Origin of the sequence: Ensifer aridi (assembly GCF_002078505.1) — a bacterium.
GTDB lineage: Bacteria > Pseudomonadota > Alphaproteobacteria > Rhizobiales > Rhizobiaceae > Sinorhizobium > Sinorhizobium aridi.
Map to the genome: position 1 here is coordinate 24,422 of NZ_LUAV01000012.1, position 21,615 is coordinate 46,036.

Consider the following 21,615-nt stretch of genomic DNA (forward strand, 5'->3'; position numbering starts at 1 on the left):
CTTCAGCGAGACGGTCGCCGGAACGCGCGGCCGTCCACCATCGCTTGCCGTTCCGGGTCGTTGTCCAGCGCGATCGGCTTGCCGTGCGGCGTCGCTTCCGCGGCGCGCTGCCAGCTTTTGGAGAGCGCTTCGAGTTCGGGACGGGAGGTGATGGACAGTTCTGTCACCAGACGGCTGAGCGCCGCCACCAGCAATCGTAGTAGTCGCTGCCGTCCGCCTTGCGGCCGGGCCTGTAAAGCTCGGCCGAGAGCGCTTCGGCCCATTCGTTCCAGGAAAACACGCCCTGCTCGTGAAGCCGCACGGTCATTGCGAAGGCGACTGCCTGCCAAGGCTCGGCGAAGACGGGCTCGCCTTCCGGCGATTTCGGCAGTTCCGCCGAGGCGACCAAGGGAGAAGTGAACTTACACGCGCTCAAGATAGCTCTCCCAGGCATCGATCGAGACGGTGAGCGTCGGGTCTGCGCCCTCGCCCCAGACCTCGCCCGCGTCGAACACGACCGTATAGAGCCATTGCGGGTTCTCGCCCTTGCCATGGGCGTTGTCGTCCGGAAAGACGAAGCTCCCCTGCACCGCCTCCACTACGCCGACTTTGGCGCGCGCATAGCGCGGCAGGCGTGTGTGGGTCTCAGGATTGAAGTTCTTCGTTCGCACCGTCTGGCCGACGGCGAAGCGCGGCGGCCGATCGACCGGCCGGTCGCAGGGCCCGCCTTTGGCAAGCACGCCCGCTGCCATCTCAGCCTTCAATACTCGCTTCGGCTCGCGCCCCTTTTCGAGCATGTGGCCCGTGTCGAGCTCGGCCTGAGTGATGAAGCCGTGCCGCTTGAGCAGCGTTTCCAGCGCCCTTACCCAGATTTCATAATAGCTTGCAGAGAGATAGATCGGCGGCGGCAGGCTTTCGCGCGCGTGCCGGCTTTCATCCAGCGTCCAGGCGCCGAAGGCGCCGCAGGAGAGCGTAATCCCGAGTGCCCGCTTCTCCCACTCTGCATGGAAATAGGGTTCGTCCTTTTCCGGTGCGATCGGCCCGAGCCCATGCTGCCCGCCGAGATCATGCGGCCCGTTCATCTCGCGGCCTCCCGCGAAAGCGCAAGCCCGGTACCGATCATCGAGTCGCGCGTGACAAGCTCGGCCAAAGCGTCCTCGCTGAAGCCTTCGGTTCCTTCCGGCCGCTCAGGCACGACAAGGTAGCGCAGTTCAGCAGTGGAATCCCAGACGCGGATCTTCTTTTCCGCAGAGAGCTCCAATCCGAATTCCGCGAGCACGCCGCGCGGATCGATGACGGCGCGCGAGCGATAGGGCGGCGCCTTGTACCAGACCGGCGGCAGCCCCAGCACCGCCCAGGGATAGCAGGAGCAGAGCGTGCAGACGACGAGATTGTGGGTGTCGGGCGTGTTGAACACTGCGCGCATGTGCTCGCCCTGCCGTCCGGCGAAGCCGAGGCTGGCGATCGCCGCGGTCGCGTCCCGCTTCAGCCAGTCGGCAAACTCCGGATCGCTCCAGGCCTTGGCGACGACGCGGGCGCCGTTGCGCGGGCCGACCTTCGTCTCATAGGTCTCGACGATTGCGTCGATCGCCTCCGGATCGATCAGCCCCTTTTCCGTCAGCACCGTCTCAAGCGCCTTCACCCGCGCTTCCATGTCGGTGAAATGGTTGTCGTGATGGTGACCGTGACCATCGCCATGATGATGCTCGGACATTCCGTGGCTCCTCTGCCGGAAACGCTACTATTCTTAATATATTAGTCCAAAAGCCGGAACTAACTATTGGGGGATCGGTCTTACTTGAGCATCGGCCAGAGGCTGACGACGAGCAGCACGGCCATGGTGATGTTGAACCACTTGAACCGTGCCGGCTCGGAGAGCCATTGTCTGAGTGCCGAGCCGAAACCCGCCCAGGTCGACACACTCGGCACATTGACAATCGCGAAGACGAGACCGACGACGAGCACGCTCATGAGATAGCTGTCGCTGCTGGTATAGGTGGCCATGGCCGAAACCGCCATCACCCACGCCTTCGGGTTCACCCATTGGAAGGCCGCGGCTTGAAGGAAGGTCATCGGCACGGCATTCGCCCTTCCTTCCCCGAGCGAGCGCGAGGTGCCGATCTTCCAGGCGATCCAGACGAGATAGGCCCCGCCCGCAAATTTCAGCGTGGTGTAAAGGAGCGGCATCGAGTGAAGCAGCGCGCCGAGTCCAAGTCCGACGGCAATGAGCAGAACGAAGAAGCCGCCGCCGATGCCGAGCATGTGCGGGATGGTGCGCACGAAGCCGAAGTTCACGCCCGAGGCGAACAGCATCATGTTGTTCGGTCCCGGCGTGATCGATGTCGTGAAGGCAAACAGGAACAGCGCCAGAAGCATATCCGGTTGCATCGTTCCTCCGAGAAGGCGCGCCGCGCGGCGCCACCACAAAGTTATTGATCTGTCGTGAATTTTTCCGCGAAGCGTGGCTCGCTCCGGAAGATATTTGAGACAGCCTAACTGACCCAAATGCAATGGCCAGCCAAATCTTGTCACGGTGACAAGACCGGAGTGAGGATAGCCAACTCACTCAGTGCAACCGTGCACCTCCGTAGAAATGGCGCATTCCTCGACGCAGATGGAAAGAGCGTGTTCGGCTTACTTGCGCTTCTGCAGCTTTCGTTTTTTTTCAGGCTCGGCGGGAGCGTTCGCCGCCTCGGCGGCTTCCTTTTCCAGGCGCAGCTGTTTCAAGCGCGCCGTCTTCTTCTCGCGGGCCACCGCCTCCTGCTCGTTGATGGCGCGCGCCGCCAGCGTCGCCTGATCCGCGCGATCCGCGGGATTCTTCTTCTCGGACTTGAAGATACGGTTCGTATTGGCGTTCTTCACGGACGACCTCCTTTCGGATGGAAATAAAAAAGGCCGGGCGAACCCGACCTTCCTCACCATCTCAACCTGTCGCTGCCAGTACATCCGTGGTCAACGGTCGGGAGATGACAATCTCGTTGCGAACGAGCATACGCGAAACGCTTAAAGCGCGCGCAGATTTTCGGCGGACGTCTTGCCCGTGCGGCGATCCTGAGTAAGCTCGAAGCTTACTTTCTGGCCGTCCTTCAGCGTGGACATGCCAGCGCGCTCCACAGCGGAGATGTGCACGAACACGTCGGCTGCACCATCGTCCGGCTGGATAAACCCGAAGCCTTTGGTGCTATTGAACCATTTTACTGTTCCAGAAGCCACGTCGATACCTTTCAATCGCTCATGGAAAAACACCATCGCGGTTTTAGCGATGTATTGAAACCGATTTTGTCAGGATTTTCGTGACGACGCGCCGCGGCGCAGTAACAAATATCGTCGATCAACATCGATAAACGCTATGTAGTTCATAATTGTGTTGGTTACAAGGCGCGATTTTTTATTTTCTTTTATCTGAACTTTGAAGGCGCCTGCGCGTCCATGGCATCAAAAGACAGTGAGTGTGAGCCGCGTTTGCGCCTGGCCGGCGGCGGATGGACATTTCTGGATCGGATTCTAAATCTATGCATGTCGCCCAGAAGTGTGCAGCGGTTTTGGGGCAATGACATGTACAAAAGCAAGGAGCTAAAGGCATCGCATGAATTCGATTGGACGCGACGCGCTTTAGGACAGTGGAACAGATTTCAGGACGATTTCCCAATGCACGATCAGATTCCGACGATCAATTTTCCCGATGGCCCCAAGGTTGCCGCCCTTGGCCAGGGCACGTGGCGGATGGGAGAGAGCCGGGCGAAAGCCGCGGAGGAAATCCGCAGCTTGCAGACGGGCCTAGACCTCGGCATGACGCTGATCGACACGGCCGAAATGTACGGCGACGGTGCCGCCGAGCGTATCGTTGGGGAAGCGATCAAGGGACGGCGCGAGGACGCCTTTGTCGTCAGCAAGGTGCTGCCCTCCAATGCCAGCCGCTCAGGCACCCTTGCCGCCTGCGAACGCAGCCTCAACAATCTCGGCATCGACTGCATCGATCTCTATCTTCTGCACTGGCGTGGCGGCTATCCGCTCGCCGACACCGTCGCCGCCTTCGAAGAACTGAAGAAGACCGGCAAGATCCGCGCCTGGGGCGTCTCGAATTTCGACGTGGAAGACATGGAGGAACTGGAAGCCGTACCAGACGGCCGAAATGTCGCGGCCAATCAGGTGCTCTACAATCTCGCTCGACGCGGTATCGAATATGACCTTTTGCCTCGGTGCCGCGACCGCGGCGTGCCGATCATGGCCTATTCACCGCTCGACGAGGGTCGCCTGCTGCACAATGCCGATCTGATCCATATCGCCAAGGCTCACCAGGCGACGCCGGCCCAGGTGGCGCTCGCCTTTTTGAAAACGCGCTCAGGCGTCATTTCCATTCCAAAGACGGGTTCCGCCGAACGCGCCCGCGAAAACCGCGACGCGATGGACATCCATCTGACAGAAGAAAACCTCGCCGAACTCGACCGGCTTTTTCCGCCGCCGAGGAGGAAGACGCGGCTGGAGATTATCTGAGGCGAGAGCCGCCTGAGGGCCCCCCATCCGGCCTGCCGGCCACCTTCCCCCCGCGTGCGGAGAGAAGGTTAGAGTGAGGGGCAACTCCCTCTCACGGCGCAGCTAATGAGCAATCGACGGTGCTTTACATCCCCTGCGGCCCGCGGTTCATCGCGGCAATACCGGTGCGGCAGACCTCGATCAGGCCCAGCGGCTTCATGATGGCGATGAACTGCTCGATCTTCGAAGGCTTGCCGGTGATCTCGAAGACGAAGTGTTCGATATTGGCGTCGATGACCGAGGCGCGGAAGGCATCGGCAAGCCGCAGCGCCTCAACGCGGTGCTCGCCGGAGCCGTGCACCTTGACGAGCGCCAATTCGCGCTCGATCGGGCGGTCATGGCCGAGGCCTGCGGCGCGCACGGTGAGGTCGACGACACGATGCACCGGCACCAGCCTTTCGAGCTGGTTCTTGATCTGCTCCAGCACATGCGGCGTGCCGCGCGTCACGATCGTGATCCGCGACAGATGCGCCTCGTGCTCGGTTTCGGAGACCGTCAGGCTCTCGATGTTGTAGCCGCGGCCGGAGAAGAGACCGATGACGCGGGCGAGTACGCCCGGCTCGTTGTCGACGAGAACGGAGAGCGTGTGTGTCTCCGCAAGCTCGGTCTCCTTGGCGATGAAATAGGCAGAGCCCGTCGGCTGAAGATGTGCACTCATTATTGTTCCTCTACCCTTTTCATCAAACGAGCTGGCGGCCCTTGGCGTCGATGGCATTCGCGACCGCCTCGTCCGTCGCTTCGTCGGGCAGCAACATTTCGTTGTGCGCCTTGCCGGAGGGGATCATCGGGAAGCAGTTTGCGAGATTGGCGACGCGGCAGTCGAAGATGACCGGCGCCGGCGTGTCGATCATACGCCGGATCGCGTCATCGAGGTCGCCGGGCTTCTCGCAACGAATGCCGACGCCGCCATAAGCTTCGGCGAGCTTTACGAAATCCGGCATCGCCTCCGTATAGGAATGCGACAGGCGGTTGCCGTGCAGCAGCTGCTGCCACTGACGAACCATGCCCATATATTGGTTGTTCAGGATGAATATCTTGACCGGCAGCCCGTATTGGACGGCGCAGGACATTTCCTGGATGCACATCTGGATCGAGGCATCGCCGGCGATGTCGATGACGAGGCTCTCCGGATGGGCCACCTGGACACCGACAGCGGCCGGGAAGCCATAGCCCATGGTGCCGAGTCCGCCCGAAGTCATCCAGCGATTCGGCTGCTCGAAACCGAAGAACTGTGCCGCCCACATCTGGTGCTGGCCGACTTCGGTGGTGATATAGGTGTCGCGGTCCTTGGTGAGCTCGTAGAGCCGCTGGATCGCATATTGAGGCATGATCACGTCGTGGCTTGGCGTATAGGCGAGCGAGTTGCGCGCCCGCCACTTGGCAATCGACCCCCACCAGTCGTCGAGACGCGCCTTATCGGCCGTCTTTGCGGCAGCACGCCACAGGCGGACCATATCCTCGAGAACGTTCGCGACATCGCCGACGATCGGAATGTCGACACGGACGTTCTTGTTGATCGAGGACGGATCGATATCGATGTGGATCTTCTTCGAGTTCGGCGAGAAGGCATTGAGGCGACCGGTGATGCGGTCGTCGAAACGCGCGCCGATGCAGATCATGACGTCGCAATCGTGCATCGCCATGTTGGCCTCGTAGGTGCCGTGCATGCCGAGCATGCCGAGCCAATTCTTGCCGGAGGCCGGATAGGCGCCGAGGCCCATCAGCGTCGAGGTGATCGGGAAACCGGTGAGCTCGACCAGCTCGCGCAGGAAATGCGAGGCCTGTGGCCCGGAATTGATGACGCCGCCGCCGGAATAGATGACCGGCTGGCGGGCCGATTTCATTAGCGCGACCGCCTCCTCGATCTTCTTCAGGTCGCCCTGGGTCTTCGGCTGATAGCTCTTCTGCGTCGGGACGGCGGAAGGCGGCGTATAGGTGCCGGTCGCGAACTGGATGTCCTTCGGTATGTCGACGACGACCGGGCCCGGACGGCCCGACTGCGCAACGCGGAACGCCTCGTGGATGATGCGCGCGAGCTCATTCACGTCCTTGACCAGCCAATTGTGCTTGGTGCAGGGCCGCGTGATGCCGACAGTGTCACATTCCTGGAAGGCGTCCGAGCCGATCAGCGGGGTCGGAACCTGCCCGGAGATGCAGACGAGCGGGATCGAGTCCATCAGCGCGTCTTGCAGCGGCGTCACGGCATTGGTCGCGCCTGGACCGGACGTAACCAGCATGACGCCGACCTTGCCGGTGGAGCGGGCATAGCCTTCGGCCATGTGGCCGGCGCCCTGCTCGTGGCGGACGAGAATGTGTTCGATCTCGTCCTGCTGGAAAATTTCGTCGTAGATCGGAAGCACAGCGCCGCCGGGATAGCCGAAGATGTGTTCGACGCCATTGTCTTTCAGAGCCTGGAGAACGATCTCCGCGCCTGTCATCTGGTTCTCAGTTCCGCTCATTGGCCTGCTTCCGTCCCTCTTTCAGGTTTGGGTGAATTAGCTTGTTTGGAGGCATAAAAAAAGGCCCCGTCAGGAGCCTCGTTCAGCGCATGGGTGGCTATCGCCGGATGGTTACACCATCCTGCCCATGCGCCTTCCCACCACAAGAATAACCGCGAAATTTTTCATGGGGCGACTTGATAAACAGAAATCCCCCACCCGTCAACGGCTTTTGGCGCGGCTTACCCTGCACCAAGCGGTGCAGGACGGCAGTAAGGGCGGGCAACCACTTGTTAAACCGCTGCGGCTACCCTGGGGTGCCGTCAGGAAAACGAGCGCCTCCGTGCGCAATCCTGCCATTCGCCCGAGGTGTGTGTTGCTCAACAGTGAAACTCAACGCCCAATCAACGAAGGGCGGGATCGCCGTGACGGCACGAAGCCGGGCAACCGTTTCCTCGGCCGGGTCGTCGCCTGCAACGGCTCGCGCGCGACGATCGCCGCGGTCGCGGAAAACGGCGAGACATCGCTCACTGAGCTCTGGTCCGTCGGCAAGCTGATTTCAATTTCCGTCGGCACCAATCGCGTGGTAGCCCTCGTCTACTCGATGCAGACCGTTTCCGAGGGTTGGGGCGAAGAAGCCAACAACACCTTCCGCATCGAGGTCGAACTGATGGGCGAGGTCCACGTCGGGCCGGACGGGCGGGAGGAGTTCTCCGCCGGCATCAGCCGCTACCCCTATCTTGGCGCAATCGCACATCGCATCCGCGCAAGCGACCTCTCCCGCATCTACGACTCGGGACAATCGGACAGTTGCGTCATCGGCAAGCTGACGCAGGACGAGAGCCTCGATGCCACGATCCATGTGCCCTCGATGCTTGCCAAGCACTTCGCCATCGTCGGCACAACGGGCGTCGGCAAGTCGACGGCAGTAACGTTGCTGCTCAACAAGGCGATCGCCGCCGATCCCAAGTTGCGCGTGCTGATCCTCGACCCGCACAACGAGTTCGCGGCCGCCTTTCCGGATCATGCCGTGGTCATCGAGACGGATACGCTCGACCTGCCCTTCTGGTTCTTCCGGCTCGAAGAATTCGCCGAGGTCATTTTTCGCGGCCGCCCGCCCGTAGCGGAGGAGCTCGACATCCTGCGCGACGTCATACCGGATGCGAAGAAGGCGTTCAGGGGTGGTGAATCGAGCCTGATGCGTCGACAGACTGAGAAGAGCTCGATCACCGCCGATACGCCGGTGCCCTATCGCATCGCCGACCTTCTCGCGATGATCGACGAGCGCATCGGCCGATTGGAGGGACGCGCCGACAAGCCGCATCTGCGCTCGCTGAAGGTCAGGATCGTCTCGGCGATCAACGATCCGCGCTACCATTTCATGTTCTCGCAGAACACGATCACCGACACGATCGAGGACACGATCGCCAAGATCTTCCGCGTTCCGGGCGAAGGCAAGCCGATCGCCACCTTCGAACTCGCCGGCATCCCCTCGGAGGTCGTCAATTCGGTCGCCTCCGTGCTCTGCCGCATGGCTTTCGAAATCGGCCTTTGGGGCAACGGCGCCATCCACATGCTGGTCGTTTGCGAGGAAGCCCACCGCTATGTACCGGCCGACCCCTCGCTCGGCTTTCTGCCGACACGCCAGGCGATCGCGCGCATAGCCAAGGAGGGCCGCAAATACGGCGTCTCGCTCGGCATCATCACCCAACGGCCCGGCGAGCTCGATCCGACGATCCTGTCGCAGTGCTCGACGGTCTTCGCTATGCGGCTCGCAAACGACCGAGATCAGGAAATCATCCGCTCGGCGATCTCCAATTCGTCGATCTCCACCACCAGCTTCATCTCATCGATCGGCAACGGCGAAGCGATCGCCTTCGGCGAGGCGGTGGCGGTACCGATGCGCATGCGCTTCGATCGCGTCGAGGAAGCGCGGCTGCCGCGCGCCCACGGCATCACCGACCACGTCGACGAGGATGCCGCGTCGAGCGTCGACCTGCGCTCTATCATCGGCCGCATGCGCGCCATCAGCGGGCCGGACATATCGAGCTTCCAGCAGAGCTATCTGGCGGCGGAGAGAATGCGAGACGACGATACCTGGAGCGAGACGGCCGAAATGGCACCGGCCGATTGGCTGGCCCAGGAAGGGCCCACATGCGAACCCTATCGGCCCGACATGCTCCCCCGCCCGCCGGAGCCGGTCAATCCGCAGCTCGAGCGCTTCAACCAGATCCGCGAGCAGATCCTGTCCGGACAGGCGGAAAGAGACGTCTCCCGGGTGCCGCATGCCTCGCCGCTGCCGCATGCCGGCGAGGCGCGCCGCGAGGGATCGCTGCGTGAAAGTCTGCTGAAGCGCCCGCTCGGAAGCCTGATCCGGAAGTAAGCGGGCAGACATAGTTTCCGGCGCCTAAGGACTTGGAGCCTCTTAATTCCTGTGACAAGCACAGCAATCCAGCCACGGCGCGCCGTGAACGACTCCCATCGAGAAGGCCTCGAAGCCTCGCACAATCGGGAGTTGACAATGCAGTCACGCGGACGAATCCTTTCTGCTGTAAATCTCGCGGACCATGATCGGCGCAGCACAAGGACACATTGACCAGGCAGGCAGTAGCGACAGTCCCCCGGGGAGGAACTTCATGTCCGTTATGTCGACAATGCCTCCGCGCAAGCTCAGGATTTTCGCGTTCGACCCGAGCATGGGGCGCCGCCACGAGACGCTGCCGCTGAACGAGGTGACCGTCGCCATCCCTTGGGAAATGGACAAGATCGATCCCGGCGTCCCCTTTGTCGGCCCCGTCGGCGAATATGTGGAAGTGATCGACTTCGACCCTTCGCTCGACCTCGTCTATGCGCCGGTCAATCTGCACGATCCCGCGCTCCTTGCCGAAGACGGCCTGAAGCCGGCTGAGTGGAACCCGCAGTTTCACCAGCAGATGACCTACGCCGTGGCGATGAACACGATTGTCAACTTCGAGAGCGCCCTCGGCCGGGTCGCCCTCTGGGCGCCCCGCGACCACGACGAGAAGGGCAAGTGGATCAATCCGGAATATGTGCAGCGGCTACGCATCTATCCGCACGGTCTGCGTGATGCGAACGCTTATTACAGTCCCGCGAAGAAGGCCCTGCTCTTCGGCTATTTCCAGGCCGGCGAGGGTCAATCCGGCGCGCCCGCCGGGACGATCGTCTTCACCTGTCTCTCGCACGACATCATCGCCCATGAGACGTCGCACGCGCTCCTCGACGGCATGCACCCGCGTTTCATCGAGGCGACCAATCCCGATGTGCTGGCGCTGCACGAGGCCTTCGCGGATATCGTCGCGATCTTCCAGCATTTCTCCTTTCCGGAGGTGCTGAAGGACCAGATCGCGCGCACGCGCGGCGATCTCGAAAGCCAGAACCTGCTAGGCCAGCTCGCCCAGGAATTTGGCCAGGTGCTCGGCCGTGGCGCTGCGCTGCGCGATGCGCTCGGCGGTGTGAAGGATGGCGTCTGGCGCGCCCACGCGCCCGATCCTAAGGTGCTCCGCCGGACGGAGGAAGTGCATGCCCGCGGCGCCATTCTGGTCGCCGCCGTCTTCCGGGCGTTCCTGTCGATCTATCGATCCCGTATCGCCGATCTCCTGCGCATCGCCTCCAGCGGCACCGGCATCCTGCCCGAGGGCGAGCTGCATCCGGACCTCGTCAACCGGCTGGCGCAGGAGGCGGCGAAGTCGGCCCGGCACATCCTGCTGATGTGCATCCGCGCGCTCGACTACTGCCCGCCGGTGGATGTCACCTTCGGCGACTATCTGCGCGCCATCATTACCGCCGATCACGATCTTTATCCGGAGGATGAGCACAACTACCGCGTGGCCCTTATGGAGGCCTTCCTTGCCTGGGGCATCGTGCCCCGCGACCTGCCGATCGTCTCGGTCGAGACCCTTCTCTGGCCGACCATGCCCGAGGCCGCCGCCGACTATGAAGCGAGCGTCCCGGACATCGCGGGGCTCAAGAGCGCTGTCGGCTATCTGCTCTCCCGCCCGCTCGATATGATCGACGAGCTGAAGACGCGCAGCGATTTCCGCGGCAGCGAGGGCCAGCGGTTCCTGGAAGGCCTCGACAAGACGGCGCAGGAAATCTTCGAGGAGATGAACAAGGCGATGGGCGACCGGCTGCCGGAAAAGGCGCGACGACCAAGGGCATCCGTCCGGGAAATTCTTGCCCGCAACCTTCTCGAACTTGGCCTGGAGGCGGACCGCCGGGTGGAATGGCTGGCGCGCGACCTCTACGGCCGGCTCTTCTGGGGCCTCGTCACCGAGGCCAAGAGCGCGCCGCTGCGCCAGGTGATCGGCATCCGGACCGACGCCGAAGCGCCGGCAACCGTTCGGCGCAGCAGGATCGTCGACGCCCCCGCCATCGAGGTGCACAGCGTTCGGATGGCCGCGCGCCGCGGCAAGCGCGATCAATTCGAGCGCGAGTACGTGGTCGAGCTGACGCAAACCCGGGAAGCCTATCTGGATCCGAAGGATCAGGAGGCCGCGGACAAGGGCAAGGCACCGAAACGCCCCCATGATTTCTATTTTCGCCGCGGCTGCACCCTGCTCATCGATGCCGACACGTTCGAGATCCGGCGCGTGATCCGCACTCCCGGCGATATTTGCGACGACGCGGAACTGGAGCGGATGCGGGCATATCTGAGAAAGCAGGCAGCCGGTCGTGAGAACGCCTTTGCGACAAGCGGCGTCAGGGCGGTCCGGCCCGAGGTCTTCGCTCACCTCCACCGGCAGCAGGGCTAAGGCATCCTCCCGAAAGTGGATGGCTCGAATCGAGTCGAGGAGAAGGAAATGCCGAGAATGCAGGCACCCGAGTCCGGCATCACCGTGCGCATGTATCGGCAGGGACACGGCGACTGCTTCCTGCTCGCGACGCGCAAGACGGACGGTTCTGCCTTCTACATGCTGATCGATTGCGGCCTGTGGACGAATTCCGAGATCAAGCCGGAACAGACGATCGATAAGGTGATCGCGGACATTGCGAAGGCGACGGGCAATCGGCTCGACGTCGTGCTCGTCACGCATGAGCACATGGACCACGTCAACGGTTTCGCGAAGAAGGATCCCGAGACGGGAAAGCCGTGCTTCGACGCGATCGAGATCGGCGAACTCTGGCTTGCCTGGACGGAGGATGGCGAAGACGACTTGGCCAACGCCGTTCGCGCTCATTTTCACGACACGCTGCTGGCGCTGATGGGCGCAGACGAGCGGCTGGATCGCGCCGGCCTCGCGGCGCAATCGCCACAGCGCGCCATGCTGCGCGACCTCCTCTCCTTTGAGACCGGCGAGGATGCCGCCGACGAGCTTCGCAAGCGGCTGGAGAAGATCCGCAAGCGCCATCCGGCGCTCTCGGCCCGAGAGCAGGCCGAACTCGCAATTGAGGGGATCACCAACAAGCGTGCGATCAAATATCTGCGCGACAGGATCGAAGGCGAGCCGCTTTTCCTGCGGCCCGACCGCGAACCCTACATGCTCAAGGGCGTCGACGGCGTGCGTGTCTATGCGCTTGGCCCCCCGCGCGATGTCGAGCTGCTGCTTTCACTGGAGCCGCGGGGCGAGGAAGCCTTCGAGCTCTTGACGGACAGCCTCACGCTCAGTCTCCTGACGGCAACGATGGTCGGCGAACCGGAAGATGCTCCGCGCAGCTTCGATCCGCGCTTCGGCATGTCGCGCCGCGATGTCGAGAAAGGCCATGATCCCTTCATGAAAACATTCTTCACCAGCCGCTACGGCGCGAAGGGAAAACGCGGCTTCGCGCAGGCTTGGCGGCAGATCGACAATGAATGGCTGGCAGGCTCCGAATCGCTGGCGCTGCGGTTGAACAACGAGGTGAACAATACCAGTCTCGTCATCGCTATCGAACTTCCGTTGACCGGCAAGGTACTGCTCTTCACCGGCGACGCCCAACGCGGCAACTGGATATCCTGGGCGCCGCTGAATTGGACCGTCGGCGGCAGAACGGTCACCGCGCGGGAGCTTCTCGGCCGTACAGTCTTCTACAAGGCCGGTCATCACGGCAGCCACAACGCAACACTCGACGGCAGCGTCGATGCGGACTACCCCAATATCTCCTGGCTAGCACAGGGTGCTTTCAAGAACGATTTCGTCGCCGTGATTCCCGCCAACCCTGGCTGGGCAAAACAGGAAAAGAACTGGGAGCACCCACGCCGCTCCATTGAGACGAGACTGAAGCAAAAAGCCCGCGGCCGCGTCTTCCGCAGCGACGTTGACCACGTGGAAAGGCCCGAGGACGTCAGCGCCGCCGAATGGGAAAAGTTCAGTCGCGTGGAGCGCGATCTCTTCTTCGAATACACGATTCCGGATGCGCTCGCGTGACATGAGCGCCCCTCCTCAAAACGGCTCGGTTTCGCCTGTAAATCATCGGCTGTGCTGCTTGAAACCGGGAGAAGCCAGGCCATGGCAACAAGCGTAAGACCCTTCCTCATGTTCGAAGGCGATGCCGAGGCGGCGGTGAATTTCTACGTGTCGCTGTTTTCCGATTCTGACGCCGACCCCTTGATCCTGCGGAACCGGCGACCGCCGCAGGCGTTTTGACCAGGGGTCGAAATCGGGAAGACAAACATGGAAGAAACACTCCGGCGCTTTTTCGAGCGCTACGAAAGCATGGCCAATCGGGTGCTCGCCGGTGAAATGGATGTCGGCGCGACGACCTTCGCCTTTGCCTCGGATTTCATAGCCGCCTCCCCGGCCGGAGTGATGACGGGCAAGAACGACGAGAACCTGAAAGCATCGATGGAAAGCGGCTATGCCCGCTACCGCGCAATCGGCACCAAGGAACTGAGAATCCGCAAGACGAGCATCACGCCGATCGACGCACTCCATTTCCTCGTCCGCGTCGATTGGCGCCCCATCTACGACGTGAAGGACCGTCCGGACGTCACCATCGATTTCGAGGTCCACTACCTCGTCCAGATGCGCGACGGCGAGCCGAAAATCTTCGGCTGGATCAGCGGCGACGAGGAGGCCGTGCTGAAGGAGCATGGCATCAGTTGAGCGTTAACTACATCAGTTCGTTCGGGTTCTCGATTCGCCGCCAGCTTTCGTCGAGCTGATTGCGGAACCAGGTCATCTGGCGCTTGGCATATTGGCGCGTCGCCGCGGCCCCGGTCGCGATCACCTCCGCCTCGCTCAGCTCGCCCCTCAGCATCGCGGCGATCTGCTGGACGCCGATCGCTTTCATCACCGGCATCTCCGGAGAGAGCTTGAGCGCAAGGAGCGCGCGCACCTCCTCCACCGCGCCGCTTGCAAGCATCGCCTCGAAGCGGCGGTCGATGCGGCTATGGAGAAGCTTACGATCCGGCAACACGACGATCTTCTGAGCCCGGTCAGGATCGACGATCATCGGGCCTCGGGCTTTCTGAAAGAGCCGGATGGGCTTGCCCGTCGCTTCGATCACTTCCAGCGCCCGTACGATCCGTTGTCCGTCGCCCGGCCGCAGTTGGGCGGCCGTTTCCGCATCGCGGGCTGCAAGTTCGGCATGAAGCGGCTCGGGCCCCATCTCTTTCAGCCGCTCGCGCAGCCGCGCGCGGATTGGCGCGGGTATATCCGGCATGTCCGAAAGGCCGCCCGTCAGCGCCTTGAAGTAGAGACCGGTGCCGCCGACGAAGACGGGCAACCGTCCCTCTCCGCGCAATCTCATGACTAGCGCCTCCGCCTCGCGCAGCCACGCGCCGGTCGAATAGGGCTGCCCCGCCGGCACATGACCGTAGAGGAAGTGCTCGATGCCCTCCATGTCCGCCTCGTCCGGGCGTGCCGTCAAGACCCTCAGCGTGCCGTAGACCTGCATGCTGTCAGCGTTGATCACCACGCCGCCGTGCCGACGGGCGAGCTTCACCGCAAGCGCGGACTTGCCGCTGGCGGTCGGCCCGGTTATCAGGATCGCGTCCATATCTCGTTCAAGGTCTCGCATCATGGCTCTCGTTGCCACGCTTATCGCCAATCCGTCAAATCCTGTTCTGACGCCATCCTTGGCGGAGGCGGCGGCCGAGGCGGTGAAAGCCTCCGGCCTCTATTGGCTTGCCGACGGCATTGCCTGCGACATCGCGCTGGCGGACGGCACCGATGCCGGCGAAGCCGAAGCGAAGCTGCGGGCGGCCTTAAACGGTGCGGCGATCGACGTCGCCGTGCAGGATGCTGAGACGCGCCGCAAGAAGTTTCTGATCGCCGACATGGATTCGACCATGATCGGTCAGGAATGCATCGACGAACTCGCCGCCGAGGTCGGCCTCAAGGAAAAGGTGGCCGCGATCACCGCGCGCGCCATGAACGGCGAGATCGCCTTTGAGCCAGCGCTCATAGAACGCGTAGCGCTCCTGAAGGGCCTGCCCACCACCGTCATCAGCGACGTCATCGCAAGGCGCATCACGCTCACGGCCGGCGGCCGCGAACTGATCGCCACCATGAGGGCGAAGGGCTATTACACCGCCCTCGTCTCCGGCGGCTTCACCGTCTTCACTGGCCCCATCTCCGAGAAGCTCGGCTTCGACGAGAATCGCGCCAATGTGCTCATCGAAAACGACGGGACGTTGACCGGGGAAGTCGCCCATCCGATCCTCGGCAAGCAGGCCAAGATCGATGCGCTGCTTGATATTTCCAAGAGACTGGGTATCTCGACGGCCGAGGTAATCGCCGTCGGGGACGGCGCCAATGACCTCGGCATGCTGCAGCTTGCGGGCAGCGGTATCGCCCTGCACGCCAAGCCCGTCGTCGCGGAACAGGCCAAGATCCGCATCGATCATGGTGACCTCACTGCCCTCCTTTACCTGCAGGGCTATCGCAAGACGGATTTCGTGACGTGATCATCTGCGAAACGGAGCGGCTCGTAATTCGCGCCTGGCGCGAGAGCGATCGCGATCTCTTCGCCGAGATCAACAGCGATCCGAAGGTCATGGAATTCTTCCCGCACCGCCGCAGCCGTGCGGAGGCCGATGCTCTGTTCGACCGCAACAACCGCGACATTCGCGAGACCGGTTTCGGTTTCTTCGCGCTCGCGCTTCGCGAGAGCGACGGGCCCCTTGGCTTTTGCGGATTGGCACGCACCGACCTCGAGCCGCATCTGCCGAATGGCACGATCGAGATCGGCTGGCGCCTCGCGGTGCCTTATTGGGGCAAGGGCTACGTGACCGAGGCGGCGCTCGCCCTTCTCGAGCACGGCTTCGCTCAAAGGAAGCTTGCCGAGATCGTCTCCTTCGCCGTCCCGGCAAACACCCGCTCGATCACCGTCATGAAGCGCATCGGCCTGCGTCCGGACCCCACCCGCGACTTCGATCACCCGCGCGTGCCGGAGACGCATCCGCATCTAAAGCGCCATGTGGTCTACGCGGTAAAGGCGGAGGAGTGGAAGCGCTACGCCGATGTGCGCTCTCCGGTGTACAGCCTGAAGACTCCGCGAGAACGCGTGTAGTTTAATAGGCGTACGCGAGAATCGGATGGCGCCATGCTGCATTTGGAAGGCTTTGACTTCGACCTTACCGCAAAGAATTCCGACGTGCCCCCGGTCGTTCTACTTCACGGCAGCGGCGGAAGGGAGACGGATTGGACGGACTTCGCGCAACATATCGCTCCCCGTTCCACCTGCTTTTCTGTTCGTGGCCCAATCGCATGGGAGCAAGGTTTCACTTTCTTTCGACGCAATCCCGATCGCAGCCTGAACTATGCCGAACTGGCAACTGGCAGTGAAAGGCTTTGCGTCTTCTTGGATGCAATATCGAAAAGGTATGGCTTCGCCCAACCTCCGATCCTCGCGGGCTATTCGAACGGCGCGATCATAGCCGCCGCCGTCGTTTGCCGTCGAAGGGAGTTCACGTCCGGCGCAATTCTGCTGCGACCGCAATCGCCCGATCCGCAGACACCATTTCCCAATCTCCAGCACTATCCCGTACTCATCCTGGCAGGTGCAAATGAACGGCGGAAGAAGGGCGACGCGCAGGTGCTCGTCGACCAGTTCAGGGTCGCCCAGGCCGACGTGAGCTACCATGAGCTGAATGCCGCACACGGATGGGAGCAAACAGGCTTGGACCGATCCCTTTCCAAGGAGTGGTTCGCAGAGCGGTTCCGCCGCCTCAGACGCGTTTGAGCCGTACACAAAAGCGACCGGCGCCTTACTCCATCCGCACCGTCACGAAACGCAGCTCGCCGGTCTTGCTGGCGATCATCAGGAGGGCGTTGCGGCGTCCGTCCGCCTTCAGTTCCTCGACACGCGCAGTGATGTCCTCCGGCGTTGTCATCGCCTCCTGGCCGACTTCGACGATGACGTCGCCGGCCTCGAGCCGACGTTCGGCAGCGGGCGAGTTGGGCTGGACTTCGGTGACGACGACGCCTTTGACCGCCTCTGCAATGCCGAAGCTCTTGCGGCGGTCGGCGTCGAGCACCGCGAGTTTCATGCCGAGCACGGTATCGCTCGCGGGCAATTGTGCGGCCGGCGGTTCGCCCGGCTTGGCGCCTTCGCCGTTCGGCTGCTGGGTCTGCCTGGCGGCAAGGTGCTCGCCATCCTCGAGGCGGCCGAGCGTCACGCGAACCGTCTGCTCCGTGCCATCGCGGATGATGACGACATCAACCGCCTTGCCCACCGGACTTTCGCCGACGGCGCGCATGAGATCACGAATTTCCGCGACATCCATTCCGTCGAAGCGGATGATGACGTCGCCCGGCTTGATCTCGCCTTTCGTGATCGGCCCGCCTTCGATGATACCCGAGACGAGGGCGCCGCGCGGCATCTCCATCTTGAGGCTCTCGGCGATATCGTCCGTAACCGGCTGGATGCGTACGCCGAGCCAGCCGCGCCGCGTCTCGCCGAATTCCTTGAGCTGGTTGACGACGTTGACGGCGAGCTCCGTCGGCACGGCAAAGCCGATGCCGACCGACATGCCGGTCTGCGAAAGGATCGCCGTATTGATGCCGATGACCTCGCCCTTCATGTTGAACAGCGGTCCACCCGAGTTGCCGCGGTTGATCGCGGCATCCGTCTGGATGAAGCTGTCATAGGGGCCGGCATTGATGTTGCGGCCGCGGGCCGAAACGACGCCGACGGAAACGGAGACGCCGAGGCCGAAGGGGTTGCCGACGACCATCACCCAGTCGCCGATCCTGATGTTGCGCGAATCGCCGAAGGAAACTGCCTTGAGCGGCTTCTTCGGCTCGACCTTCAGGACGGCGAGATCGGTCTTCGTATCCGTGCCGACAAGCTTTGCTTTGAGCTTCGTGCCGTCGGAGAAGTTGATCTCGATGTCGTCCGCGTCCTGGATGACGTGGTTGTTGGTAACGATGTAGCCGGTCGGATCGATCACGAAACCGGAGCCGAGCGAATTGACCGTACGCGGACGACCACCCTCTCCCTGCCCTCTGAAGAATTCGTCGAAGAATTCCTGATGCGGCGAGCCCTCCGGCACCTGCGGCATCGGTGCATTGTCGTCGTCGCTCTTGACGTTCTGCGAGATCGATATGTTGACCACAGCATCGAGGAGACCTTCCGCGAGTTCGGCGACGGACGGTGGACCGGCCGGCGGCAACGAGGTCGCTGTCTCGGCAAGTGCGGTGTTGGAGAAGAGCAGTGCCGTCGCGGCACCCAGCACGATGCCGCGGAAGATTTCGGGTCGTTTTGACAAGTCGCTAGGCTCCTATCATTTCCTTTGCATCACGCCGATACGGCTATGGCAGCCAAGGATTATCGCACGATCATTGCTTCGCCGCAGCGAAATATGCCGGCCGTTCGGGCGATTCCCATCAAGGAACCCTGCGGTAGCGGCGGCCCGTGCAACAGACGACTTTTCCCTTGAAGATACGGCGGAATTCCGAAGCGTCCAGACACGATTTCCTGATCGGCTGAGACGCTGCCGCCGCAGCATTCAAGGGATGATTTCGTGTCCGTGCTCCTTCAGCGCCTGCACCGCCTTTTCAAGATCGAAGCCGGCGACGAAGACATAGTCGGTGCTGAAGGTTGAATTGGCAAAGACACCGACCCCCGCCTCCGAAAGCGGCCGCAGGACCGACGAGAGGACGCCCGGAACGTCGAAGCTGAAATGCTGCTCGATACGCAAGCAGCGCCAGCCGAGGGAACTCTGCACGCTTGAGGGGACGCGGGCGGCGCGACAGACGAGCGTCATCTCCTCGCGGGAACTCGACACCGTCCAGAACCCCGGCCCGGGCAGCCATTCCGGAATAGCGGACCCGATGTTCAGGCGGGTAATCGCATATTCGGCATCGACCAACCGGATCAGCAGTTTATGTGGCATTTCGCATTATCCTCGAAGCAACCAAACTAGTCCGACGCCAACGGCCACCGATGTCAATCCGGCCATTCGGAGCTGATGCTCAGGGACATACGGCAAACGCTTCGCCAATTCTACAAGAACCAAAGGGGCCAGTGCGTACACCAGCCCCTCGATGATCAGGAAAAATGCAAACCCGGTCAGGAAATCGGACATCGTCCGCTCAATCTCCGGTCGCAGGCGTCGTTGGCGCGGCTGGCGGTGCCGGTGGCGTCGCCCCATCTGCGCTGTTGAAATAACGGAAGAATTCCGAATGCGGCGACAGCACCACGGTTGTGTCCGGATTACCGATCGACTGCGTGTAGGCTGCCATCGAGCGGTAGAATTCGAAGAAGCCCGGATCACGCGTGAAGGCGTCGGCAAAAATCCCCGTCCGCTCAGCCTCGCCCTCGCCTCGAAGGATTTCCGAATCACGCTGGGCCTCCGCGATGATCTCCACCACCTGGCGATCGGCAATGGCGCGGCGGCGCTGGCCCTCTTCGTTACCGCGTGCGCGGATCAGTTCGGCTTCGGCGAGACGTTCAGCCTTCATCCGGTCGAAGGTTTGCTGCGAAACTTCCTGGGTCAGATCGGTGCGACGGATCCGCACGTCCTCGATATTCAGGCCCAGCGATTCAGCGTCTGCCCTAAGGTCGGTCCGCACCTCGCGCATCATCGACGCGCGCTCATCCGAAAGAGCCGCCTCGAAGCCCCTGAGGCCGTAGACGCGGCGAAGCGAAGCATCGAGACGCGTGCGAAGGCGCGCTTCGGCCGACTCGCGATCGCCCGAGACCGTTTCGCGGAAGCGACGGGCGTCCGCGATCCGGTAGACCACGAAGGCATCAACCTCGTAGAACTTGCCGCCGGAGACCTGCACGCGGATATTGTCGAGATCGAAGCGAAGCGCCTGGTCCTCGACATATTGCACGCGGTCTGCGTCCATGAAGGCGAAAGGAAGCTTGAAATAAAGGCCCGGCTCCGTCTTGACGGCGCGGATCTCGCCGAAGCGCACGACGATTGCCTGCTGACGCTCGTTGACCACGAACACCGACGAATAGATGATGACCAGCACCGCGGCCAAGACGATCAGGATGATTGAACTGCGATTGTTGATCATTGGGTACCTCCCGACTGCGCGGGCCTGCCGATTTCCGTGAGCGGCAGGTAGGGCAGCACGCCCTGGCCGTTCTTCTCGTCGAGAATGACCTTCTTCGACTTGCCGAGAACATCCTGCATCGTTTCGAGATAAAGCCGCCTGCGCGTGACCTCGGGCGCCTTGGAATAGGCGTCATAGACCGAGATGAAGCGCTGCGCCTCACCCTGGGCTTCCTTGACGACGCGATCCTTGTAGGCGGCCGCCTCTTCACGGATCTGCGCACCCTGGCCGCGTGCCTTGCCGAGCACCTGGTTCGCGTACTGGTTGGCTTCCTCGACGAAGCGGTCCTCGTCCTGTTCGGCGCGCTGCACCTCATCGAACGCATCGGCGACTTCGCGCGGCGGCGCGGCATCCTCAATGGCAACCGTGTTGACCGAGATGCCGGCACCATAGCTGTCCATCGTCGCCTGAATCGTATTCTTCACGTCCGCGGCGATCGCCTGGCGATTGTCACGGAAGATGTCCTGGGCCGGACGCCGGCCGACGACCTCGCGCATCGCGCTTTCGGCAACCTGCTGCAGCGTGTTGGCTGGATTCTCGACGTTGAAGAGATAGGCCTTCGGGTCGGTGACGGAGAAGAGAACCGAGAACTGGACGTTGACGATGTTCTGGTCCCCGGACAGCATCAGCCCGGCGTTGGACTGGCCGCCGACGCGACCGCCGATATTCTGCTGCTGCTCAGTCACCTTGACGAACTCGACCGTCTCGAATGGCCAGAAGTGGTAGTGGAGACCGGGCATGGAGATCTCTTCCTTCGGCTTGCCGAAGCGCATCTCGACGCCGCGTTCATCGGGCTGAACTGTGTAGATCGAATTGAGCAGGATGAAACCGAGGATCAGCAGGCCGACGATGACGAATACGCCACCGTTGAAGCCTCCCGGCACTACGTTCTTCAACTGATCCTGGCCGCGCCGGATGATCTCTTCGAGATCCGGCGGACCACCTCTTCCGCCGCGCGGCCGATTGGGCCCCTGGCCCCATGGCCCCTGATTGCCGCCGCCGCCCCAAGGGCCGCCGCCGCCATTCTGATTGCTCCAGGGCATCAAAACCTCACTTCAAAGGAACTCTCTCGCTGAACGCCCCGCAAGCATTGCGGCCGGTCACGATGTGAAACCCGTTATAGGTATCATCCTCATTGCTTTCAACGCGATACGGCCGAGTTCACGGTAAATGCGTTAAAATAGTTGGCGCTCATGCCCTGCCGGTAAGCGACA

At 62.2% G+C, this 21,615-nt stretch carries 22 protein-coding genes and 1 pseudogene; 9 read left to right on the forward strand and 14 right to left on the reverse strand.

Going from position 1 to position 21,615, the window contains the following annotated elements; all coding sequences use genetic code 11:
- Nucleotides 1–2 precede the first annotated feature (2 nt).
- The 6 genes and pseudogenes from AYK65_RS10265 to AYK65_RS10290 form a co-directional block, all read right to left on the reverse strand.
- Nucleotides 3–433 (reverse strand): annotated as a pseudogene (locus AYK65_RS10265) (nitrile hydratase accessory protein).
- Complete coding sequence (gene nthB / locus AYK65_RS10270; RefSeq protein ID WP_081158299.1) at nt 402–1,061, reverse strand: nitrile hydratase subunit beta; 660 nt, start codon at nt 1,059–1,061, stop codon at nt 402–404. Before nthB ends, AYK65_RS10265 begins: the two are co-directional and overlap by 32 nt.
- A complete protein-coding gene (nthA, locus tag AYK65_RS10275; RefSeq protein WP_081158300.1) occupies nt 1,058–1,693 on the reverse strand; it encodes a nitrile hydratase subunit alpha in 636 nt (211 codons plus the stop codon). The genes nthB and nthA overlap by 4 nt, the downstream gene beginning before the upstream one ends.
- 80 nt (nt 1,694–1,773) lie before the next feature.
- Nucleotides 1,774–2,367, reverse strand: coding sequence for a LysE family translocator (locus tag AYK65_RS10280; protein WP_081158301.1), 594 nt, complete (start codon nt 2,365–2,367; stop codon nt 1,774–1,776).
- A 246-nt stretch (nt 2,368–2,613) separates the two neighbouring features.
- Nucleotides 2,614–2,841, reverse strand: a complete 228-nt coding sequence (locus tag AYK65_RS10285) for a hypothetical protein (RefSeq protein WP_026617713.1) — start codon at nt 2,839–2,841, stop codon at nt 2,614–2,616.
- 141 nt (nt 2,842–2,982) lie between these two features.
- Nucleotides 2,983–3,192, reverse strand: a complete 210-nt coding sequence (locus AYK65_RS10290) for a cold-shock protein (RefSeq protein WP_026617714.1) — start codon at nt 3,190–3,192, stop codon at nt 2,983–2,985.
- 435 nt (nt 3,193–3,627) lie between these two features.
- Here AYK65_RS10290 and AYK65_RS10295 point away from each other — a divergent pair, with 435 nt between their 5' ends.
- Nucleotides 3,628–4,473: an aldo/keto reductase gene (locus tag AYK65_RS10295; protein ID WP_026617715.1), complete on the forward strand. Its 846-nt coding sequence runs from the start codon at nt 3,628–3,630 to the stop codon at nt 4,471–4,473.
- Nucleotides 4,474–4,597: 124 nt separating this feature from the next.
- Here AYK65_RS10295 and ilvN read toward each other — a convergent pair whose 3' ends face one another.
- Together ilvN and AYK65_RS10305 are read right to left on the reverse strand one after the other, a co-directional pair.
- Nucleotides 4,598–5,170, reverse strand: coding sequence for an acetolactate synthase small subunit (gene ilvN / locus AYK65_RS10300; protein ID WP_026617716.1), 573 nt, complete (start codon nt 5,168–5,170; stop codon nt 4,598–4,600).
- Nucleotides 5,171–5,192: 22 nt separating this feature from the next.
- The gene (locus AYK65_RS10305) at nt 5,193–6,971 is read right to left on the reverse strand and encodes an acetolactate synthase 3 large subunit (protein WP_026617717.1); all 1,779 of its coding nucleotides are present in this window, start codon (nt 6,969–6,971) and stop codon (nt 5,193–5,195) included.
- A 355-nt stretch (nt 6,972–7,326) separates the two neighbouring features.
- Between AYK65_RS10305 and AYK65_RS10310 the strand changes: the two genes are divergently transcribed.
- The 5 genes from AYK65_RS10310 (at nt 7,327) to AYK65_RS10325 (ending at nt 13,993) form a co-directional block, all read left to right on the forward strand.
- Nucleotides 7,327–9,333: an ATP-binding protein gene (locus AYK65_RS10310; protein WP_081158302.1), complete on the forward strand. Its 2,007-nt coding sequence runs from the start codon at nt 7,327–7,329 to the stop codon at nt 9,331–9,333.
- 253 nt (nt 9,334–9,586) lie between these two features.
- Nucleotides 9,587–11,722, forward strand: coding sequence for a gluzincin family metallopeptidase (locus AYK65_RS10315; RefSeq protein ID WP_052728669.1), 2,136 nt, complete (start codon nt 9,587–9,589; stop codon nt 11,720–11,722).
- A 48-nt stretch (nt 11,723–11,770) separates the two neighbouring features.
- Nucleotides 11,771–13,315 (forward strand): MBL fold metallo-hydrolase, encoded by a 1,545-nt coding sequence (locus tag AYK65_RS10320; protein WP_081158303.1) that lies wholly within the window; start codon nt 11,771–11,773, stop codon nt 13,313–13,315.
- Between the two features lie 81 nt (nt 13,316–13,396).
- A complete protein-coding gene (locus AYK65_RS31615) occupies nt 13,397–13,534 on the forward strand; it encodes a VOC family protein (RefSeq protein ID WP_139015899.1) in 138 nt (45 codons plus the stop codon).
- Nucleotides 13,535–13,561: 27 nt separating this feature from the next.
- Nucleotides 13,562–13,993: a nuclear transport factor 2 family protein gene (locus tag AYK65_RS10325; RefSeq protein ID WP_139793164.1), complete on the forward strand. Its 432-nt coding sequence runs from the start codon at nt 13,562–13,564 to the stop codon at nt 13,991–13,993.
- Nucleotides 13,994–14,000: 7 nt separating this feature from the next.
- On the opposite strand, the gene miaA is transcribed toward AYK65_RS10325, so the two are convergent.
- A complete protein-coding gene (gene miaA / locus AYK65_RS10330; protein WP_420810242.1) occupies nt 14,001–14,909 on the reverse strand; it encodes a tRNA (adenosine(37)-N6)-dimethylallyltransferase MiaA in 909 nt (302 codons plus the stop codon).
- A 1-nt stretch (nt 14,910) separates the two neighbouring features.
- Here miaA and serB point away from each other — a divergent pair, with 1 nt between their 5' ends.
- The 3 genes from serB to AYK65_RS10345 are packed head-to-tail and all read left to right on the forward strand — an operon-like array spanning nt 14,911 to nt 17,075.
- Nucleotides 14,911–15,798: a phosphoserine phosphatase SerB gene (gene serB, locus AYK65_RS10335; protein WP_081158304.1), complete on the forward strand. Its 888-nt coding sequence runs from the start codon at nt 14,911–14,913 to the stop codon at nt 15,796–15,798.
- On the forward strand, nt 15,795–16,403 hold the full coding sequence (locus AYK65_RS10340) for a GNAT family N-acetyltransferase (protein ID WP_081158305.1): 609 nt from the start codon (nt 15,795–15,797) through the stop codon (nt 16,401–16,403). Before serB ends, AYK65_RS10340 begins: the two co-directional genes overlap by 4 nt.
- A gap of 33 nt (nt 16,404–16,436) precedes the next feature.
- On the forward strand, nt 16,437–17,075 hold the full coding sequence (locus tag AYK65_RS10345) for an alpha/beta hydrolase (protein WP_081158306.1): 639 nt from the start codon (nt 16,437–16,439) through the stop codon (nt 17,073–17,075).
- Between the two features lie 25 nt (nt 17,076–17,100).
- On the opposite strand, the gene AYK65_RS10350 is transcribed toward AYK65_RS10345, so the two are convergent.
- The 5 genes from AYK65_RS10350 to hflK all read right to left on the reverse strand — a co-directional run bounded on the left by AYK65_RS10350 (nt 17,101) and on the right by hflK (nt 21,444).
- A complete protein-coding gene (locus AYK65_RS10350) occupies nt 17,101–18,603 on the reverse strand; it encodes a Do family serine endopeptidase (protein ID WP_081158307.1) in 1,503 nt (500 codons plus the stop codon).
- Nucleotides 18,604–18,843: 240 nt separating this feature from the next.
- On the reverse strand, nt 18,844–19,230 hold the full coding sequence (locus AYK65_RS10355; protein ID WP_026617724.1) for an ACT domain-containing protein: 387 nt from the start codon (nt 19,228–19,230) through the stop codon (nt 18,844–18,846).
- Between the two features lie 6 nt (nt 19,231–19,236).
- On the reverse strand, nt 19,237–19,422 hold the full coding sequence (locus tag AYK65_RS10360) for a DUF2065 domain-containing protein (protein ID WP_026617725.1): 186 nt from the start codon (nt 19,420–19,422) through the stop codon (nt 19,237–19,239).
- Between the two features lie 7 nt (nt 19,423–19,429).
- Nucleotides 19,430–20,362: a protease modulator HflC gene (hflC, locus tag AYK65_RS10365; protein ID WP_026617726.1), complete on the reverse strand. Its 933-nt coding sequence runs from the start codon at nt 20,360–20,362 to the stop codon at nt 19,430–19,432.
- Complete coding sequence (gene hflK / locus AYK65_RS10370) at nt 20,359–21,444, reverse strand: FtsH protease activity modulator HflK (RefSeq protein WP_026617727.1); 1,086 nt, start codon at nt 21,442–21,444, stop codon at nt 20,359–20,361. Before hflK ends, hflC begins: the two co-directional genes overlap by 4 nt.
- Between the last annotated feature and the right edge of the window lie 171 nt (nt 21,445–21,615).

Excerpts from the sequence above, each read along its gene's own strand:
- nthB (WP_081158299.1), bottom strand. The coding sequence starts at position 1,061 with ATGAACGGGCCGCATGATCTCGGCGGGCAGCATGGGCTCGGGCCGATC.
- nthA (WP_081158300.1), bottom strand. The coding sequence starts at position 1,693 with ATGTCCGAGCATCATCATGGCGATGGTCACGGTCACCATCACGACAAC.
- AYK65_RS10280 (WP_081158301.1), bottom strand. The coding sequence starts at position 2,367 with ATGCAACCGGATATGCTTCTGGCGCTGTTCCTGTTTGCCTTCACGACA.
- AYK65_RS10295 (WP_026617715.1), top strand. The coding sequence starts at position 3,628 with ATGCACGATCAGATTCCGACGATCAATTTTCCCGATGGCCCCAAGGTT.
- ilvN (WP_026617716.1), bottom strand. The coding sequence starts at position 5,170 with ATGAGTGCACATCTTCAGCCGACGGGCTCTGCCTATTTCATCGCCAAG.
- AYK65_RS10305 (WP_026617717.1), bottom strand. The coding sequence starts at position 6,971 with ATGAGCGGAACTGAGAACCAGATGACAGGCGCGGAGATCGTTCTCCAG.
- AYK65_RS10315 (WP_052728669.1), top strand. The coding sequence starts at position 9,587 with ATGTCCGTTATGTCGACAATGCCTCCGCGCAAGCTCAGGATTTTCGCG.
- AYK65_RS10320 (WP_081158303.1), top strand. The coding sequence starts at position 11,771 with ATGCCGAGAATGCAGGCACCCGAGTCCGGCATCACCGTGCGCATGTAT.
- AYK65_RS31615 (WP_139015899.1), top strand. The coding sequence starts at position 13,397 with ATGGCAACAAGCGTAAGACCCTTCCTCATGTTCGAAGGCGATGCCGAG.
- AYK65_RS10325 (WP_139793164.1), top strand. The coding sequence starts at position 13,562 with ATGGAAGAAACACTCCGGCGCTTTTTCGAGCGCTACGAAAGCATGGCC.
- miaA (WP_420810242.1), bottom strand. The coding sequence starts at position 14,909 with ATGCGAGACCTTGAACGAGATATGGACGCGATCCTGATAACCGGGCCG.
- serB (WP_081158304.1), top strand. The coding sequence starts at position 14,911 with ATGGCTCTCGTTGCCACGCTTATCGCCAATCCGTCAAATCCTGTTCTG.
- AYK65_RS10345 (WP_081158306.1), top strand. The coding sequence starts at position 16,437 with ATGCTGCATTTGGAAGGCTTTGACTTCGACCTTACCGCAAAGAATTCC.
- AYK65_RS10355 (WP_026617724.1), bottom strand. The coding sequence starts at position 19,230 with ATGCCACATAAACTGCTGATCCGGTTGGTCGATGCCGAATATGCGATT.
- AYK65_RS10360 (WP_026617725.1), bottom strand. The coding sequence starts at position 19,422 with ATGTCCGATTTCCTGACCGGGTTTGCATTTTTCCTGATCATCGAGGGG.
- hflC (WP_026617726.1), bottom strand. The coding sequence starts at position 20,362 with ATGATCAACAATCGCAGTTCAATCATCCTGATCGTCTTGGCCGCGGTG.
- hflK (WP_026617727.1), bottom strand. The coding sequence starts at position 21,444 with ATGCCCTGGAGCAATCAGAATGGCGGCGGCGGCCCTTGGGGCGGCGGC.